Raw genomic sequence first — 14,638 nt, 5'->3', positions numbered from 1 at the left:
GGGGGTAAAGTAATTCCCAGAGAAAATGAGGGTGTATTGCATACTTTAATCAGATGAGAATTGCTAAATGCTGGTTTTCTAGATTGTGATTTCATCCAAAGACATCCATCAATTAGAGAAAATAAAAAACTAACTTTAAGAACTGGACATTCCATTTTAGACCCAAAATATTTAGCCCAAATTGTGATTTTATGGAAACCTGAAGAAGTAGATATGATTCTGATTGTGGTTGATGCAAATGATAACATAAATAATCAGAGAAAAATTGATTTAGACAGGTCTGTAAATAAAATTCGGGATAACCATTTAGATGTTAATAAACAACCGATTAATGATCGCTCTGCTGAAGGTTTAGCAATTAGGAATTTTGAAACTTGGTTATTGGCTGATACTGAAACTGTGGCGACTGTTTTGGGTGTAGAATTGCCAAATTTGGAAAATTTAGAAGATTTAAACAATACAAAAGATATTTTAGAGAAGGCGATCGCCCAATCAACCTATCTTACAGAAAATCTTGATAATCAACGTCCGCTAAAAGTGCGTTGGAATTTGGCTTTTCAGGTGGATTTAGAGAACTTAAAAAGTGTTTGTCCTGTGGGATATGCTGCTTTTGCAGAATCCTTGCTGACAGCGACAAAAGCCGTGATACCAATTATTGAAATGGATTGAAGTAGAGATATGGGCGATCGCGGTGATAGGAATAAACACTTACTTAACAGACCAATCAGCAGAATTAACTTATCATTGGCGGTTAGTAGTGGTATCATTCGGATATTACAAAAAGTAAAGGGCAATTTTACTATGACCAAAGCACCTGTTGCTCCTGTGGTGCTAGTCATTTTAGATGGATGGGGCTACTGTGAGGACAAGCGAGGAAACGCGATCGCTGCTGCCAAAACTCCAATCATGGACAGTTTATGGGCAGTCTACCCCCATACCCTCATTCGCACTTCAGGAAAAGCCGTAGGGTTGCCAGAAGGTCAAATGGGCAACTCGGAAGTTGGTCATTTGAATATTGGCGCTGGGCGTGTCGTTCCCCAAGAACTGGTACGCATTTCGGATGCAGTAGAAGATGGTTCTATAGCATTAAACCCAGCACTTGTAAACATTTGCCAGGAAGTGAAATCACGAAATGGCAAGTTACACTTGGTTGGCCTTTGTTCTGACGGTGGGGTACATTCCCACATCACCCATCTCTTTGGGTTACTGGACTTAGCCAAATCACAGCAAATTGCTGATGTATGTATTCACGCTATCATGGATGGGCGTGATACACCTCCCTCAGATGGAATAAAAGCCATCGCACAACTGCAAGACTACATAGACCGTGTAGAAATAGGGCAGATAGCCACTATTAGCGGTCGTTATTATGCGATGGACCGCGATCGCCGTTGGGATCGAGTCCAACGTGCTTATGATGTAATGACGCAAGAAGGCGCTGGTAACGGAAAAACAGCGTTAGAAGTCTTGCAAGCCTCTTATGCTGAAGGCGTAACCGACGAGTTTATTGTTCCCGTCAGAATTACTCCTGGCGCAGTTGCACCTGGCGATGGGGTGATCTTTTTCAATTTCCGTCCCGACCGCGCCAGAGAATTAACTCAAGCTTTTGTTAGTGTTGATTTTCAGGGTTTTGAAAGACAGCAAGTTACACCCCTGTCTTTTGTGACATTTACCCAATATGACCCAGAGTTACCCGTCTCTGTGGCCTTTACTCCCCAGAACTTGACGAATATTCTGGGAGAAGTGATTGCAAATCATGATCTAAAACAGTTCCGCACTGCGGAAACGGAAAAATACGCTCATGTCACCTATTTCTTTAATGGGGGACTAGAAGACCCCTATGAGGGAGAAGATCGGGAACTGATAAGCAGTCCAATGGTGGACACTTACGATAAAGAACCTGCAATGTCCGCCGAGGCGGTGACAAAGGTGGCGATCGCTGCTATTGAAAAGGGTATTTACTCTTTAGTAGTCATGAACTACGCTAACCCTGACATGGTAGGCCACACAGGAAAAATTGAAGCCACCGTCACAGCGATTGAAACCGTTGACCGATGTTTAGGCAGACTTATAGAAAGTGTCGGCAAAGTTGGCGGTACAATGCTAATTACAGCCGATCACGGTAACGCTGAGTATATGGCAGATGAGGATGGTAATCCTTGGACGGCACATACAACTAACCCCGTTCCCTTCATTTTGGTAGAAGGGGAAAAAGTGAAAATACCCGGATATGGTGCAAATGTTGACTTACGACATGATGGTAAGTTAGCTGATATTGCACCCACTATTTTGGATATTTTACAAATTCCTCAACCAGAAGAAATGACTGGTAAATCTCTACTAAGAGCCGCAGAATATGATTTACAACTTTCTCGTACTCCTGTACAAGTAGGGTTGTAATCTATTTCTCTTCTTTGACAGTTAACTTTTCACAGTTAACTGTTTTTTAGAGGTAATGGGTAATGGGTAATGGGTAATTGGTAATTGGTAATTGGTAATATTATCCCAGTCACCAGTCACCAGTCACCAGTCACCAATCACCAATCATCAAATTTTTAATTAACCGTGTTACGTTAAATAATATTCAAGATCATCTTTGGGAATTTTTAATTACGTATGTCGATTACTAACATTGTGCAAGGAATTTGGGCGTTTTCTGCCTTAGGTTTAATTGTCCTGGTTTTACTACATAGCCCTAAAGGTGATGGTATCGGTGCTATTGGTGGCCAAGCTCAACTCTTTAGCAGTACCAAAAGCGCAGAAAATACATTAAATCGTGTCACCTGGGCGTTAGTAGTAATTTTTCTCGGTTTAACAGTGGTTTTAAGTGCTAACTGGCTACCTAAATAAGTAAAACCTAGATAAGTAAAAATGGGAAAAATATCCCAAAAATCAATATCCAAAACCCAAAATAGAAATCATCATTTTTTTGGGTGGAAATTATTAACAGTTCTGACTTTATTCATAATTTCAGGACTGTTAGTTATTTTGACGAATTTTCATACTCAAGCCAAAGAACCTAACCCCCAACCCCGTTCCCTAGCAGGGAAGGAGACTATAATTTCCCCTTTCCTTGTAGCAGAGAGGTTAGGGGAAAGATCAATACAAAAACCCCATCCTTTACCACTAAGTTTAGAAAAATGGCAAGATCAAAATAATAGTGGTGATTATTTTGAGCAAATTCAACCTACAAAATATGGTTATTTAATTTGGTCACATTTCCCGATTAAAGTAAATATTGAAACTCCTACAAATATCAATCAACAACAAGCGCAAACATGGGTAAATCAAGTTTCACAAGCTATTAAAGAGTGGAATAATTTTTTACCTTTAGAATTAGTAGAAAATTCAGAAATTGCTGATATTAAAGCTGATATTAAAATTATGCGTCAACGTCCACCTTTACAAATAAACCCCATTAGTAAAATTCCCCGTGCGCGTTCTGCATTAGCGACATACGAGTTATATAATCAAAATAATTTTTTATTACACCGTTTTACTATTTTATTAAGTCCCACTCAAACAGGGGAACATTTGCAAGCAGCAGCACGTCATGAAATGGGACACGCTTTAGGAATTTGGGGTCATAGTCCCGTAGAAACTGACGCACTTTATTTTTCTCAAGTTCGTAACCCTGTATCTATTTCTAGCAGAGATGTGAATACTTTAAAGAAGATTTATCAACAGTCTACAAGTTTGGGGTGGTCAAGTGTGAAAAAGTAATATAGTAGGAGTCAGTGGTTCGACTTACTTCGACTGCGCTCAGTACAAGTCGCTCACCAACCGGAGTCAGAAGTCAGGAGTATAAGCCTATTTTAGTAAGACTTTCATGATAAATTGATGTCTTAACTACCCTGTGTTGGGCTATAAGTTAATATTTGTGAAATATGGAAGATTTATAACTTCTGATAGATGTATAAAATTTAAAGTTGCAAATTTAAAGTTGCAAATTACAACAATGAATGAAACTGATTTAGCTTTTACCCCAGCTTTAGAGTTAGCACAATTAATTCGTCGTCGGGAAGTTTCACCTCTCGAATTGACAGAACTATATTTAGATAGAATTTCTCGCTTCAATCCCCAATTAGGAAGTTATTTTACTGTCACAGCAGATTTAGCTATTGCTGACGCTAAAGCAAAAACAGAATTACTCACAACCGCTTCAGAATTACCGCCATTTTTTGGTGTTCCCATTTCTATTAAAGATTTAAACGCCGTAGCTGGTGTTACTTGCACTTACGGAAATCCAGCTTTCGTTAAAAATATCTCTAACTATGATGATGGCGTAGTGAGCAAGATTAAACAAGCCGGTTTTACAATTTTGGGAAAAACTGCCACGTCTGAATTAGGTTCTTATCCTTACAGTGAACCTACAGGTTTTCCCCCAGCTAGAAACCCTTGGAATTTAGAATATACTCCTGGGGGTTCTAGTGGTGGTGCTGCGGCCTCTGTGACAGCAGGATTATGTGCGATCGCTCAAGGTTCAGATGGTGGTGGTTCAATTAGAGGACCTGCGGCTTGTTGTGGTGTAGTGGGAATTAAACCAGCAAGGGGAAGAGTCACACAAGCACCGGTAGGCGATCGTATGGGAGGAATTGCTGTTAATGGTCCCATAGCCAGAACTGTAGCAGATGCAGCAGCCATGTTAGATGTAATTTCTGGATATATTACCGGAGATCCTTATTGGTTGACAAATCCAGAACCTTCATTTTTAGCAGCAACCAAAGTAAAAAACCAGAAGTTAAAAATAGCTTTTAGTACCAGTATTACTCCCTTGGGAGATGCTGACACAAACTGCAAACAAGGAGTATTAAAAACAGTTAAATTATTAGCAGAAATGGGACATAAAATAGCAGAAAAATGTCCTGATATGAGTGGTTTAGTAAAACCATTTCAAATAGTATGGCAATCTGGAGTCGCAGCATCAAGAATACCCCCCGAAGCACTGCAACCATTGAATAAATTTTTATTATCGAGAACAGGTTCTGCGGGTGAATATTTGCAAGCATTAGCACAAATGCAGATAGTTTCCCGGCAAATTGTCGCCTTTTTTGATAATATTGATGTGTTAGTATTACCGGTTTATTTGCACTCACCCATTAAAATTGGTGAATGGCAAAATTTAACCCCAGAAGAGACATTTCAAAATATTATCAAATGGGTTGCACCTTGTCCCATAGCAAACGCAACAGGATTACCCGCAATAGCGATTCCTGTAGGTTTTGATAGTAATGGTTTACCCATGAGTGTGCAATTAATTGGTAAACCTGCTGCTGAGTCTACTATTATTAGTTTAGCAGCACAATTAGAAACCGCTAATCCTTGGATTCAACATCGTCCAAATCTCTGAGTTAGTGTTAATAAAAACCAAGATCCCCGACTTATAGAATAATTTGTAATTTTCGATATGATACAATCAAAGAAATCGCGTATCTGAACATCATGATTTTAGTATTTACAGGATTTTAATCGAAATGTAGAGAATTACATGATTATCAGGATTTAGATTCATTCAAAAGATTGTCACGATCAAACAATTTTGTTTTTGATAATCAAATAATTTTCAGGTGATGAATTAACTTTTAATAGGATAAAAATCCTAAATTCACCATTTAAAATATCACATTTCCAAAAATCCTGTAAATCCTAAAATCCTGGATATCCTGATTCAGACAATCAAAATTCTGAAAATCCAAAAACACTAATCATACTGATGCTGTCTTTTATCAACAACTAAAACTAAACAAAGTGCAGCAACAGCTTTTTCCCATTCCTGACGAACTTTGACATCTTCCACACCATCAAATAAACTTACCAAACGAGGAACAGCTTCTTCCAAAGCTGCTGGTGAAACTTGACGATGTAACTCAACCAAATGATTTAAACTTTCTTGATGATGGAGAAAATTAATTACCCATTTTGTTGTATGATCTGGACTATCAGGAACACGCTTAACCCCTAATTCGTTTTTTAACCAATGATAAAAAGGCGGTAAATTTTCAGCTAAAACTTGTCCTGCTGTGGGTAAAGTCTCGCGCAATAGTTGAATATCTAAACTGTCTAATTCTTGTTTTAATTCCTGTGAGTTAAGCACCTCATTTAAAGGTGTGGAAAGTATTGCTTCTATTTCCGATTGAGAAAAATCTAAATGTTCAGTAAAAGTAGAAATTGCAGATGACATTTACTCATCTCCCAAAATGATTAAAAAAGATTAATTAATATCTGCTGACTTTTCAGAAAGGGTGAGCAGAAATGATAAATTAGATTCAGCTTGTAAAGCATGAGAGGTATTAGCAGGTATAAAAATAAAAACTCCGGGTTCGAGTATAATTTCTTCCCCTGATAAAGTTAATAAACCTCTTCCTTCCACAACATTGACAGTAGCATTGCGCGTAGAGGTATGTTCAGAAATTTCCGTGTTAGCAGCTAAACAAAAGAGAGTATATTGACAAACTGTATCTTTTGCCAGTACCTTGCTGAAAACTCCCTCACGGGGATATTCAATGTGTTCTTGTAATCGAGTTACAGTAGGATTCATATCAATTTTCATGTTTCTCTCTTCCTACTACCTTTACATGGTAGCTTTGCACTAGAGAAATATCACTATAACCAAAGGTAGAAGCTAATTCTAAAATCTATCAACTGGTAGAAAATTCGCCCATTGGCATTATTTTTATAACGAGTTGGCACAGTCAGCGTTGAAACTATGAATACCATTGAAGAAATGCTAAAAAAATGAAGCTGTAAATTTTCCAATTTATCACCCAAAAGAGCCTCAACTATGGCAATCTGAGAAACATAACCCCTTGCAATCTGATATTTTAGCTACAGAAAATCTACCTGTTGAGGCTATGCAAACCCTACCACCCCTTGAAACTAACAACATTACATCCAGTCAACCCGTCTTTGACACCACCATCAAACGCCGCAAAACTCGTCCTGTGAAAGTGGGAGATGTCACCATTGGCGGAGGCTACCCCGTGGTGGTACAATCAATGATTAACGAAGATACCCTCGATATTGATGGTTCTGTAGCCGCTATTCGTCGTCTTCATGAAATTGGCTGCGAAATTGTCCGCGTTACAGTTCCTAGTATGGCTCATGCCAAAGCCTTAGCGGAAATTAAACAGAAATTAAAGCAAACTTACCGTGATGTTCCCATTGTCGCCGACGTACATCACAACGGTATGAAAATTGCCCTGGAAGTCGCTAAACATATCGAAAAAGTGCGTATCAATCCAGGGTTGTATGTATTTGAAAAACCCAACACCAACCGCACAGAATACACAAAAGCTGAATTTGACGAAATTGGCGAAAAAATCCGTGAAACCTTAGAACCCTTGGTAGTTTCCCTGCGAGATCAAGGTAAAGCTTTGCGGATAGGAGTCAATCATGGTTCTTTAGCAGAAAGAATGCTATTTACCTACGGTGACACTCCCGAAGGAATGGTAGAATCTGCCTTAGAATTTATCCGCATTTGTGAATCTTTGGATTTTCGCAACATCGTGATTTCCATGAAAGCTTCACGAGTTCCCGTCATGGTAGCCGCCTATAGGTTAATGGCCAAACGCATGGATGATTTAGGCATGGATTATCCTTTACATTTGGGTGTAACCGAAGCCGGAGATGGGGAATATGGCAGAATTAAATCTACTGCGGGAATAGCTACATTATTAGCCGATGGTATAGGTGATACAATTCGCGCATCTTTGACAGAAGCACCAGAAAAAGAAATTCCCGTTTGTTACAGCATTCTGCAAGCTTTAGGTTTGCGGAAAACAATGGTTGAGTATGTCGCTTGTCCTTCTTGTGGAAGAACTTTGTTTAATTTAGAAGAAGTGTTACACAAAGTCCGGGAAGCAACCAAACACCTAACAGGTTTAGATATTGCCGTCATGGGTTGTATTGTGAATGGACCTGGAGAAATGGCCGATGCTGACTATGGTTATGTTGGCAAAAATCCTGGCTTTATTTCTTTATACCGTGGCAGGGAAGAAATTAAAAAAGTTCCAGAGGATCAAGGTGTAGAGGAATTGATCAATTTGATCAAAGCTGATGGACGTTGGGTAGATCCTTAAAATTAGGTGACAGGTGACAGGTGACAGCGAAGAAGCAGGGGAAGCGGGGGAGGCAGGGGGAGAATATTTGTACCAATCCCTAATGCTAAATGCCCAGTCACCAATCACCAATTACCAATCACCAATCCCCAATCACCAATCCCCAATCCCCAAATCCTGTGTTAGATTGGGCATACTGACAATAGATTTTCCCTCTGACACAACTGTCATTATGGTGATTACAAAAAGTAGACTTGTTTTAGGTGCTACAGCAGTGACGCTTTCTACAATTGCGGTTACGAGTCTTGGCATTAACTCTCGTGGTCAAGCTTTATTTAAAGCAAGTCCCAAAGAATTGATAGACGAGGTTTGGCAAATTGTTTACCGTCAATATGTGGACGGGACTTTTAATCAAGTAGATTGGCAAGCTGTTCGTAAAGAATATTTAAGCAAGTCCTACAGTAATCAGCAGGAAGCTTATACATCCATCCGGGAAATGCTGAAAAAGCTAGAAGACCCTTATACCCGGTTTATGGACCCAGAGGAATTTAAGAGTATGCAGGTTGATACCTCTGGAGAATTAACAGGTATTGGTATCACTATCAGTCAGGATGAAAAAACAAAGGAATTAGTTGTAATTTCCCCTATTGAAGATACACCAGCCTTTAAAGTGGGAATTTTGGCTAAAGATGTCATCTTAGAAATTGATGGCAAAAGCACTAAAGGCATGGATACTACCCAAGCTGTATCTTTAATTCGGGGTGAAGCGGGAACTAAGGTCAAGCTAAAAATTCTGCGAAATGGTCAGCAAAAAATATTTGACATCACCAGGGCGCGGATTGAAATTCATCCGGTTAAGTTTGCTGAAAAACCAAGTCCAGCAGGTAATATTGGCTACATTCGACTGAATCAATTCAGTGCTAATGCTGGTAAGGAAATGAGAGATGCGATTAATAAGTTAGAAGCTAAAAACGTCACTGGTTACGTTTTGGATCTGCGTGGTAATCCTGGTGGTTTATTATTTTCCAGTGTAGAGATTGCCCGGATGTGGTTGGATAAAGGTACAATTGTGTCCACTATTAACCGTCAAGGTGAGCAAGAACGGGAAATAGCCAGAGGACGTGCTTTAACGACTAAACCTTTGGTGGTTTTGGTGGATAAGGGTTCTGCTAGTGCTAGTGAAATTCTCTCCGGTGCTTTGCAGGATAATAAACGGGCGACGATAGTGGGTACACAAACTTTTGGTAAGGGTTTGGTACAATCTGTGCGTCCTTTGGACGATGGTTCTGGGTTAGCGGTGACTATTGCTAAATATCATACACCCAGCGGTAAAGATATTAACAAGCATGGTATTGACCCTGATATCAAAGTAGATTTAACTGATGCCCAAAGACAAGATTTGTGGTTAAGGGAACGTGAGAAATTAGGTACTTTAGAAGATCCGCAATTTGCTAAAGCTATTGAGGTTTTAGGTAAACAAGCTGCTCAAAATACTACAACAAATAATAAGAATTAAATTGTCAGGAGTCAGGAGTCAGTAGGGGTAAAGCGCATTGCTTATTAGTGTCAACTTAACGTAAAACCCATAGCCCAACTGGGAATGAATTCCCAGTCTAATAGCAAAAGTCATCTGAAGATGACTAAATAACCATAAAAATTTTTAAATTGTTTAGTAAACTTCAGTTTACTTTGGCTATTAGACCGGAACTTAAGTTCCGGGCGGGTTTGGAAGCTAAACAAAAAAGCTATTAGTAGCCTAAGTTGACACCAATGAGCAGTGCTAAACCCGTACAGGAGTCAGGGGGAAAAGTGAGCAGTTTTTGATGGTTTTAATGTCTATTCCTGGGATTTTCTTACCTTTTTTACCCCTGAATCTCTTGATTCAGTTTTATATTTATATGCTTAATGGCACGCAGCGCGTTAGCGAAGCTTTCGCTTTAGCGATACTGCATCCCCTACTTATTTTGTTATTTATATAGTATAACCAGTTGCCAAAAATACGGAATCTATGTTACTCTACTTAGAGTAGATTTAAACATATTATTATTACTTTATATTCTTAATTTTCGTACTGGTGATGAATAACAGTCATTTATTGATGGGACTGATCTTTGCGTGATGACCTATTGTATCAATCCTCACTGTCCCAAACCTATTGACCCAGCAAATGCAAATAATCCTATTTGTCGTAACTGTGGGTCACAATTACTGCTGCAAAATCGCTATCGGATACTGAAGCAACTAGGTCAAGGTGGTTTTGGGAACACTTTTGAAATTGACGATGGTGGTAAAACTAAAGTTTTAAAAGTGCTAACAGAAAATAACCCCAAAGCGGTGGAACTGTTTCAACAAGAAGCCAAAGTTTTGAGTCAGTTAAATAGTGTGGGTATTCCCAAAGTCGAAGCAGATGGTTATTTTACAGTTTTACCTAAAAATAGTTCTCTACCATTGCATTGTTTAGTAATGGAGAAAATTGCAGGGGTAAATTTAGAGCAATGGATGGAATTTCGTAATTATCAAACTATTTCTGAAAAAGAAGCTCTTAATTGGTTGAAACAAATAGTAGAAATTCTGGCTTTAGTCCACGCTCAAAAATATTTTCATCGTGATATTAAACCTCAGAATATCATGCTGCGACCAAGTGGGCAACTTGTGTTAATTGATTTTGGTGCAGTGCGACAAATCACAACCACAATTTTAGCGGGAAATTCCCATACTAGAATTATTTCTCAAGGTTATTCACCACCAGAACAACAAAATGGTTATTCTGTACAACAGTCTGATTTTTTTGCTTTGGGACGGACTTTTATATTCTTGCTCACAGGTAAAGAACCCCAGGATAAAGCTATTTATGATCCTCTGACTAATGAGTTACATTGGCGAAAATATGCAGTTAATATTTCTCCTCTTTTAGCAGATTTAATTGATAATTTAATTGCTCCTACTGCAAATCAGCGTCCTGAAAATACGAGAGTTATTTTACAGAGATTGCAGAAAATTGAAAAGGCATTAAATCAACCGCAAATTTTCGGAAATACCACTAATATTCAATTAAAAAATAGTTCTTTACCGACGGTTTCTGTTAGTCCAGGTAAACCTGTACAACCTGCGGCTAAACCAAGTCAGAAAAATCGCAAAAAGTGGAAATGGTTGATTGGTTTAGGTGTGGGATATTTTGCGATTGCTGCATTGAATCAACCTAATAATAAAAATATAGTTGGAACTGAAGAAAAAATACCTGTTGTTAGTCCTAGTATTTCTAATTCATCACCAGTTATCCCCATTTCTGAATCTACACCAAAGGCTAAAACGCAAATTCAGCCAAGTCCGGTAAATGTAATTTCATCTGAAGATTTGCAAGCTAAAAAAGTGAAAAGGGAAGAAATAGAAAAACGTGAAGCTGCTTTAAAAGCTGAAGGAAAGAGAAAAGAAGCTATAGAGAAACAAAGGAAATTAGAATCAGCAGCTAAAGCCGAACAAGAAAGACTAGAGGCTATTAGGAAAGAAAAAGCAGCTAAAGAAGCACAGGAAAAGCTAGAAGCTGTAATTAGAGAAAGGGAAAATCAGGCTGCGATATTGGCACAAAATAAAGAACAAGCTGCATTGCGAGAGAAACAACGACAACAGGCAGAAATGCAAGCTAAAAAGGCTAAACAATCTTTGCGAAGAAAACTACCAAGAATAATTGTGTTAACTCCAAAGAAACGACAATTACCAGCTAAACCACAAAAAGCGAGGAAAAAACAAGAAAATACACCACGTTCACATGATAATGTAGTTGATGCCACTAAACCTTGGGAAAATACACATCCCATTCCTAAAGCTTCCGATGAATTAGAACAGGTAATCAGAGAAGGTAATCAATAATGAAATTCACAGTTAAAGGTTTAATTGCTTTATTTGTAACTAGCTCGGCTTTGTTTTTAACGCCAATGAAAAGTGATGCTCAGGTTAATATGAAATCACTGGCTGAGGTGGCTGATAGTTGTCAGAAAGATGTTCCTTCTAAAAAATACTATCAACAAATGCTATTGAATTTTAATAGCAATTTAAACGAATGTATCAGATCTCGATATCATTACTCCTTGATTTTGGATAAATTTCCTGAACTCGCTTCAACAGGAGAAATCTTACCTGGATATCCTGGTTCTGTAGCTGTTGGAGAACTAGCAATAACCTTTAGTTATTATAGCTCTGACACGAAGTTGTTAGACTGTATTATTGCTAACGATAGCTCTAGTAATGTATGCTGGGAGAGCAGGAAACAAATTTCTGAACGCGGGCAATATAGATATCATTTTAGAGATAATACGAATGGGATATCATACTACCTACCATACATTTGCCCTTCTTGTGTTGTAGCTCATGACGAAGTATCAGGTTCAGGAAAGGTAATTTTAAACGCTTTTATTCAATGGTTTCTTAAACTTGATAAACCACAAAGAAGAGAAGTGATTTCTCTTTTAGGGGATGAAGATGAAGCTAGAACACTGCGGCAATCACTAAAGAATGAATCCGAAAAAGCAGTAGAAGAATATCAGGAAACACGCGAAAGGGTTGAGCAGCAGGAACAGGAGCGACGGAGAAGAGAATTACTTGGTAATTAGGCTTTTGTAATTTAGTAGGTTGGGTTGACGCAAGGAAACCCAACAATAATCAATAACAGCGTAACGTAGAATTAATGATAATAAGCTACAACATACGATACATCAGATAGAATCATGACCACAAATGCAGAATATAAAGCAAGAATTACCAGCTATAACTGGGATGATTTAATCAAATTATGGTCAGAAATTGAATCAGGTAATACACCCAATTGGGATGCAGGTAAAGCGTTAGAATATCTCGTTTTACGAGCATTTCAACTCAACAACACCGAAGTAACCTGGCCTTACAGCGTGTATTTAGATGGAGAAGAAATAGAACAAATTGACGGAGTAGTTTATGCAGATGGCTTATCTTGTATAATAGAATGTAAAGACACAGCAAAACCTGTTAAAATTGAACCTATAGCCAAGCTAAGAAATCAACTATTACGCAGACCAGCAGCAACTATTGGGAGTATATTTAGTCGTAGTGGATTTACAGAAGCATCGGAAACCTTAGCTGGATTTGTTGCACCTCAAACTATTCTATTGTGGGGAGGAGAAGAAATTAAATATTCTTTAGAAAATGAGTGTATACGTAGAGCATTAATCAAAAAGTATCGTATTTGTGTTGAACAAGGACTAGCTAATTACAACATTAAAACTGAGGTTCTATCATGACTTTATCTTATATAGTATTAGAAGGTAATAAAAACCAAGAAATCATAGAAAAGCTACTACCTAAAAATTTAATTCAAGACGTAAAAATAGTAGTAGGTGACAGTCAGTATCAGGTAAGATCATTAGCAAGTTCCCTCATTGCTACTAGACATATTCCTGTAATCTTAATTTTAGATGCAAATACAGATAACGAATCTCAAATATTTGAAAAAAGGGATTTAGTTAATTATTTATTACGTCGTGCTGCGGCTAAAACTCCTTTTCAAGTATCTTTAGCTATTCCCGAAATAGAAATTATATTCCTCCAAAATAAACCATTAATTGAAAAAATCGCCCAACGTCAATTTTCTGATTTAGAATGGCAACTAGCACAAAGTAAACCTAAAGAATTTTTAGAAACAGTATTAGGTAAACAAACATCAATCAACGAAAAAATATTTAGCAATATCAATGATGAAGAAATTAAAATATTACAACAACATCCATTAATTCAAGAAATAATCACATTCTTATCATCACTTACTGCATCTTCCATAGCAATTAACTAGCCATTTTCATCTATGATACAATAACAATCCTGTAAATCCTCAAATCCTGGACATCCTGATTCAGACAAATTATGACTCGTAGAAAAATATTATCAGAAAATCAATCCTACACATTCCGATCTTATTTTGAAATGACCTATGAAGCTGATGAAATATTAGCAGAATTAGGTTACTCTTTAATCAGAAGACATATTGATTTACCTAAAAGTAATCATCCTTTAGAAAGATTAGCAGAATTAAAACAAAGAATTGAAGAATCTTTAACTCTAGTCAGTTTAAGCAGCGAAACAGCGCGACGAGAAACTTTAGTAGCACCTACATTATTAGAAGTTGCTCGTTATTGTCAATGTCAAATCAGAATTGAGTATCCATTATCTGTGAATAATTGGTTAAAAGGTAATTTAGATTATTTCCTGAAACGAAATCCCGGTTTATTAGTAGTTGAGGCAAAAAATGATGATTTAACACGGGGTTTTACTCAGTTAGCTGTAGAATTAATTGCTATTTCTGAAGTTGAAGAAGGTGATATTTTTTATGGATGTGTAACTATTGGGGATGCTTGGCGCTTTGGTAGGTTAGATAAAACAAATCGGCAAATTTATCAGGATATTTCACTATATCGTATTCCTGATGATTTAGAATATTTAATGAGAATCTTGTTAGGAATTTTAGAATAGTATGATTACAACATTTTAGTAATAGCTTGGGTTGACGCAAAAAAAACTCAACATTAATTTCAAAAATCAAAATTTCCGCAATAGTA

At 37.6% G+C, this 14,638-nt stretch carries 14 protein-coding genes; 12 read left to right on the top strand and 2 right to left on the bottom strand.

Translation table 11 applies throughout. The features are described 5' to 3' along the window. The first annotated feature begins 60 nt into the window (after positions 1–60). The 5 genes from IQ237_RS01475 (at position 61) to IQ237_RS01455 (ending at position 5,350) form a co-directional block, all read left to right on the top strand. The gene (locus IQ237_RS01475; RefSeq protein ID WP_228019508.1) at positions 61–669 is read left to right on the top strand and encodes a hypothetical protein; all 609 of its coding nucleotides are present in this window, start codon (positions 61–63) and stop codon (positions 667–669) included. Positions 670–801: 132 nt separating this feature from the next. Next, a complete protein-coding gene (gpmI, locus tag IQ237_RS01470; RefSeq protein ID WP_194051549.1) occupies positions 802–2,400 on the top strand; it encodes a 2,3-bisphosphoglycerate-independent phosphoglycerate mutase in 1,599 nt (532 codons plus the stop codon). Between the two features lie 216 nt (positions 2,401–2,616). Then, complete coding sequence (gene secG / locus IQ237_RS01465; protein ID WP_096570332.1) at positions 2,617–2,850, top strand: preprotein translocase subunit SecG; 234 nt, start codon at positions 2,617–2,619, stop codon at positions 2,848–2,850. 21 nt (positions 2,851–2,871) lie between these two features. Beyond that, a complete protein-coding gene (locus IQ237_RS01460) occupies positions 2,872–3,723 on the top strand; it encodes a peptidase (RefSeq protein WP_096570330.1) in 852 nt (283 codons plus the stop codon). 235 nt (positions 3,724–3,958) lie between these two features. Further along, entirely contained in the window at positions 3,959–5,350 is a 1,392-nt protein-coding gene (locus IQ237_RS01455) for an amidase (protein ID WP_194051547.1), read from the top strand. Between the two features lie 351 nt (positions 5,351–5,701). Here IQ237_RS01455 and IQ237_RS01450 read toward each other — a convergent pair whose 3' ends face one another. Next, positions 5,702–6,181 carry a hypothetical protein gene (locus IQ237_RS01450; RefSeq protein WP_194051545.1) on the bottom strand — a complete coding sequence of 160 codons (480 nt, stop codon included), beginning with the start codon at positions 6,179–6,181 and terminating at the stop codon, positions 5,702–5,704. Positions 6,182–6,211: 30 nt separating this feature from the next. After that, positions 6,212–6,550: a cupin domain-containing protein gene (locus IQ237_RS01445; protein WP_228019505.1), complete on the bottom strand. Its 339-nt coding sequence runs from the start codon at positions 6,548–6,550 to the stop codon at positions 6,212–6,214. 301 nt (positions 6,551–6,851) lie between these two features. Between IQ237_RS01445 and ispG the strand changes: the two genes are divergently transcribed. From ispG to IQ237_RS01410, 7 genes are all read left to right on the top strand, one after another. Continuing rightward, positions 6,852–8,078: a (E)-4-hydroxy-3-methylbut-2-enyl-diphosphate synthase gene (ispG, locus tag IQ237_RS01440; protein ID WP_096570327.1), complete on the top strand. Its 1,227-nt coding sequence runs from the start codon at positions 6,852–6,854 to the stop codon at positions 8,076–8,078. 211 nt (positions 8,079–8,289) lie between these two features. Then, positions 8,290–9,573, top strand: a complete 1,284-nt coding sequence (gene ctpC / locus IQ237_RS01435) for a carboxyl-terminal processing protease CtpC (protein ID WP_194051543.1) — start codon at positions 8,290–8,292, stop codon at positions 9,571–9,573. A gap of 602 nt (positions 9,574–10,175) precedes the next feature. Then, the gene (locus tag IQ237_RS01430) at positions 10,176–11,924 is read left to right on the top strand and encodes a protein kinase (protein WP_194051541.1); all 1,749 of its coding nucleotides are present in this window, start codon (positions 10,176–10,178) and stop codon (positions 11,922–11,924) included. Then, positions 11,924–12,664 carry a hypothetical protein gene (locus IQ237_RS01425; protein ID WP_194051539.1) on the top strand — a complete coding sequence of 247 codons (741 nt, stop codon included), beginning with the start codon at positions 11,924–11,926 and terminating at the stop codon, positions 12,662–12,664. The genes IQ237_RS01430 and IQ237_RS01425 overlap by 1 nt, the downstream gene beginning before the upstream one ends. A gap of 114 nt (positions 12,665–12,778) precedes the next feature. Next, positions 12,779–13,327: a restriction endonuclease gene (locus IQ237_RS01420; protein WP_194051537.1), complete on the top strand. Its 549-nt coding sequence runs from the start codon at positions 12,779–12,781 to the stop codon at positions 13,325–13,327. Further along, the gene (locus tag IQ237_RS01415; RefSeq protein WP_194051535.1) at positions 13,324–13,875 is read left to right on the top strand and encodes a hypothetical protein; all 552 of its coding nucleotides are present in this window, start codon (positions 13,324–13,326) and stop codon (positions 13,873–13,875) included. The genes IQ237_RS01420 and IQ237_RS01415 overlap by 4 nt, the downstream gene beginning before the upstream one ends. 71 nt (positions 13,876–13,946) lie before the next feature. Next, a complete protein-coding gene (locus IQ237_RS01410) occupies positions 13,947–14,552 on the top strand; it encodes a hypothetical protein (RefSeq protein ID WP_194051533.1) in 606 nt (201 codons plus the stop codon). Positions 14,553–14,638 lie beyond the last annotated feature (86 nt).

The sequence above is a fragment of the Sphaerospermopsis sp. LEGE 08334 genome, from assembly GCF_015207205.1.
In the GTDB taxonomy this organism is placed as follows: Bacteria; Cyanobacteriota; Cyanobacteriia; order Cyanobacteriales; family Nostocaceae; genus Sphaerospermopsis.
This window is presented reverse-complemented; position numbering and strand designations above follow the sequence as displayed.

Bases quoted from the DNA above. Each gene is read 5' to 3' on its own strand.
- gpmI (WP_194051549.1), top strand. From the start codon at position 802: ATGACCAAAGCACCTGTTGCTCCTGTGGTGCTAGTCATTTTAGATGGA.
- secG (WP_096570332.1), top strand. From the start codon at position 2,617: ATGTCGATTACTAACATTGTGCAAGGAATTTGGGCGTTTTCTGCCTTA.
- IQ237_RS01460 (WP_096570330.1), top strand. From the start codon at position 2,872: ATGGGAAAAATATCCCAAAAATCAATATCCAAAACCCAAAATAGAAAT.
- IQ237_RS01455 (WP_194051547.1), top strand. From the start codon at position 3,959: ATGAATGAAACTGATTTAGCTTTTACCCCAGCTTTAGAGTTAGCACAA.
- IQ237_RS01450 (WP_194051545.1), bottom strand. From the start codon at position 6,181: ATGTCATCTGCAATTTCTACTTTTACTGAACATTTAGATTTTTCTCAA.
- IQ237_RS01445 (WP_228019505.1), bottom strand. From the start codon at position 6,550: ATGAAAATTGATATGAATCCTACTGTAACTCGATTACAAGAACACATT.
- ispG (WP_096570327.1), top strand. From the start codon at position 6,852: ATGCAAACCCTACCACCCCTTGAAACTAACAACATTACATCCAGTCAA.
- ctpC (WP_194051543.1), top strand. From the start codon at position 8,290: ATGGTGATTACAAAAAGTAGACTTGTTTTAGGTGCTACAGCAGTGACG.
- IQ237_RS01430 (WP_194051541.1), top strand. From the start codon at position 10,176: ATGACCTATTGTATCAATCCTCACTGTCCCAAACCTATTGACCCAGCA.
- IQ237_RS01425 (WP_194051539.1), top strand. From the start codon at position 11,924: ATGAAATTCACAGTTAAAGGTTTAATTGCTTTATTTGTAACTAGCTCG.
- IQ237_RS01420 (WP_194051537.1), top strand. From the start codon at position 12,779: ATGACCACAAATGCAGAATATAAAGCAAGAATTACCAGCTATAACTGG.
- IQ237_RS01415 (WP_194051535.1), top strand. From the start codon at position 13,324: ATGACTTTATCTTATATAGTATTAGAAGGTAATAAAAACCAAGAAATC.
- IQ237_RS01410 (WP_194051533.1), top strand. From the start codon at position 13,947: ATGACTCGTAGAAAAATATTATCAGAAAATCAATCCTACACATTCCGA.